We start from the raw sequence: 3464 nt of genomic DNA, 5'->3' as shown, positions 1-3464 counted from the left end.
CGCCCGAGGCGACCTCGGCGAGGAACCGCCCGTACTGCACCCAGACCGGCTGGTCCAGGCCGAGGTCGGCGCGGATCATGGCGAGCCGCTCCGGCGTGGCCTCCTCGCCCGCCATCGCGAGCGCGGGGTCGCCGGGCAGCATGCGCACGCCCAGGAAGATGACCATCGACGCCAGCAGGAGCGTCACGGCCGACTGGCCGAGGCGGACGAGGAGGTAACGACGCATCGTGGGTGCTCTCAGCCCTCGGCCGGCTCGACGAACGCGGCGTTGCTCAGCCGCACCACGCCGTCGGCGTACGTGGAGATGCCCGCCACCTCGTCGGCGTAGCCGGTCATGCTGCGCGTCCGGTAGAGGTAGATGATCGGGTTGTCCGCCTGGACCTTGGTCACGACCTGGCCGTACAGCTCGGCCCGCTCGGCCGGGTCGATCACCGTGGCGGCCTGCGTGAGCAGGTCGTCCACCTCGGGGTCGCTGTACCCGGAGTAGTTGTTGCCGGCGCCCGTGGACAGGAAGTTGAACATGTTGCCGTGCGGGTCCACGCGGCCCGACCAGCCGAGCTGCAGCAGGTCGAAGTCGCCCTGCTCCTGCACCTCGAGCAGCGAGGAGTACTCGACCGGCACGATCGTCAGGTCGAACCCGCCGTCGGCCACGGAGGCCTGCACGGCCTGCGCCAGGCGCAGGGTGTCGGGCGTGTTGGTCACCTTGATCTCGATCTTGTACGGCACGTCCGCGCCGGCCTCCTCCAGGAGCGCCTTGGCGCCCTCGGGGTCGTACTCCGGGCAGGCCTCGCTCGCGTCGCTGCTGAACGGGGACGCGGGGGAGATGGGGGAGCAGGCCGGGTCGTACCGGTCGTTGAACACGGACTTCACGAGCTGCTCGCGGTCCACGGCCATCGACAGGGCCTGGCGCACGCGCGGGTCCGTGGCGATGGGGGTGTCGATCTTCCCGGGCGCTGCGCCGACGCCGTCGGTGTTGCCCACGTTGACCGTCATGGCCTGGTAGCCGAGCGAGCCGACCTCCAGGAGGCCGACGCCGTCGGCGGACTCCAGCGCGGCCAGGTCCTGGGTCGAGAGGGAGTCGGCGACCTGGACGTCGCCGGAGCGCAGGTTCGCCGAGCGGATGCTCGCGTCGGTGATGATGCGGTAGGTGATCGTGTCCAGGTGCACGTTGTCGGCGTCGTAGTACAGCGGGTCGCGCTCGACCGTGATCGACGTCTGCGGCACCCGCTCGACGAACTTGAAGGCGCCCACGCACACGGGGTGCTCGCCGAAGTCGTCGCCCGCCTTCTCCAGCTCCGTGGGCGACATGATCATGCCCGCGCGGTCGGCCAGGACCGCGGTGAGCGGCGAGAACGGCGTCTCGTAGGTGATCTCGACCGTGCTGTCGTCCAGCGCGGTAACCTCTTCGACCGGACCCAGCTCGCTGCGCCGGGAGGAGTCCTCCTTGGTGAGGTGGCGCTCGAGCGAGGTCTTGACGGCCTCGGCGTCGAACGGAGTGCCGTCCGCGAACTGCACGCCCTCCTTGATCGGGAACGTGACGGTGCGGCCGTCGTCGGAGACGTCGGGCAGCTCGGTGGCGAGCATCGGGACGATCTCGCCCGACTCGTCGATGTCGTAGAGCTTCTCGCACATCGTCTCCATGACGTAGCGCGTGTAGAGCGACGACGAGGTGGTCGGGTCGAGCACGTCGGGCTCGGCCGACAGGGCCATGACGAGGTCGCCGCCCTCCTCGATCGTGCGGCCGTCCAGGGTGACGGCGGTGACGTCGGCGGTCTCCTCGACGGGGGCGGAGGTCTGCACCTCCTGACAGCCGGACAGGACGAGCGCCGTGGCCAGGAGGCCGGCGGCGGGGGCGAGTGGGCCGCGCAGCCGCGGCGGCAGGGGAGTGCGCACTGGAGAATCCAATCCGGGTCTGAGAAGGACGATTGCATACAATCACTCTGGTGAGGTCCGGTGTGTATGCAATGGATTGCAGTCCTGTTAAACCTCTGTGACGCCGGACAGGTGCGGGCGCGTCCCTTTTGGGCGGGTGAAACCCGTGGGTACAGTCACGCCATGGAAAAGGACAATGAGGTCACTTCGCAGGGGGTTCCAGGAGATCGGCTGACCGAGGGCCCACCGACACCACGCGGAAGGTCGGGCGTAGGGCAGGACCAGTCCTTGGAGAGACCACGCTGGCGCATCATCGGCCCGGGCCTCGTCGTCGCGGCCACCGGCATCGGCGCCGGTGACCTGGTCGCCACGATGGTCGCGGGCAGCAACTACGGCTACGCGCTGCTGTGGGCGGTGATCCTCGGCGTCGTGGTCAAGATCGCGCTGGTCGAGGGCGCGGGCCGCTGGACGCTCGCGACCGGCCGCACCATCTTCGACGGCTGGAAGTCGCTCGGCCTGTGGGCCGTCGTCTACTTCGGCGTCTACGTGATGATCTGGGGCTTCAGCTACGGCGCCGCGGCCATGTCCGGCGTCGGCCTCGCGCTGAACGGCCTGTTCCCGGTGCTGGACATCCGGTACTGGGCGATGATCTCCGGCGTGGCCGGCCTGCTCCTGGTCTGGTTCGGCAAGTACAAGCCGTTCGAGAACGTCATGGCCGTGCTCATCGGCGTCATGTTCGTGACCGTCGTGGGCTCGGCGGCGCTGACGACGCCCAACCTCGGCGAGATCCTGGCCGGCCTCGTGCCGATCATCCCCGAGGGTGCGGTGCTCAACACGCTCGGCCTGGCGGGCGGCGTCGGCGGCACCATCACGCTGGCCGCCTACGGCTACTGGCTCACCGAGAAGGGCTGGGACACGCCGCGCTGGATGCGGGTCATGCGCATCGACAACGCGTGGGCCTACTTCATGTCGGGCGTGTTCGTGATCGCCATGCTGATCGTCGGCTCCGAGCTGCTGTACTCGGCCGGCCTGGCCGTCGCGGACGGCGAGCAGGGGCTGGTCGACGTCGCCGACGTGCTCGCCCAGCGCTACGGGGCGTTCATGGCGCCGCTGTTCCTGGTCGGCTTCTTCGCCGCGACGTTCTCGTCGGTGATCGGCGTCTGGCACGGGGTGTCGCTCATGTTCGCCGACTTCGTGGCGACCATGCGCAACCTGCCCGCCGACGACCGCCGCCGGGGCGCCGGCGGCACCTACTACCGCTGGTACATCCTGTGGCTGACGTTCCCGCCGATGGCGCTGCTGTTCCTCGACAAGCCCATCCTGCTGGTCGTCGTCTACGGCGCGCTGGGCTCGCTGTTCATGCCGTTCCTCGCGCTGACGCTGCTGTTCCTGATGAACAGCAAGGCCGTGCCGCAGCAGTGGCGCAACCGCTGGTGGGTCAACGTGATCCTGGTGCTGGTGGCCGCGATGTTCCTGGTGCTGGGCGGCAACGAGCTGGTCAAGGCGGTGGCGCCGGTCTTCGGCGGCTAGGTCCGGCTACCGCTGGTCGAGCTTGCGCTGGTCGAGCTTGTCGAGACCCCGGGGTCTCGACA

Annotated in this window: 2 protein-coding genes and 1 pseudogene; 1 reads left to right on the top strand and 2 read right to left on the bottom strand. The window is 69.3% G+C overall.

Annotated elements, in window-relative coordinates:
- Nucleotides 1–226: pseudogene (locus ACFU5G_RS29600) on the bottom strand (ABC transporter permease); the annotation flags it as partial.
- A gap of 11 nt (nt 227–237) precedes the next feature.
- Complete coding sequence (locus ACFU5G_RS29595; RefSeq protein ID WP_377252672.1) at nt 238–1893, bottom strand: ABC transporter substrate-binding protein; 1656 nt, start codon at nt 1891–1893, stop codon at nt 238–240.
- A 267-nt stretch (nt 1894–2160) separates the two neighbouring features.
- Here ACFU5G_RS29595 and ACFU5G_RS29590 point away from each other — a divergent pair, with 267 nt between their 5' ends.
- Nucleotides 2161–3402, top strand: a complete 1242-nt coding sequence (locus tag ACFU5G_RS29590; protein WP_377252670.1) for an Nramp family divalent metal transporter — start codon at nt 2161–2163, stop codon at nt 3400–3402.
- Nucleotides 3403–3464 lie beyond the last annotated feature (62 nt).

The organism is Promicromonospora sp. NPDC057488, from assembly GCF_042802395.1.
Lineage (GTDB): Bacteria > Actinomycetota > Actinomycetes > Actinomycetales > Cellulomonadaceae > Promicromonospora.
The sequence above is the reverse complement of the archived record's forward strand: the minus strand, read 5'-3'. Positions and strand labels throughout refer to the sequence as shown.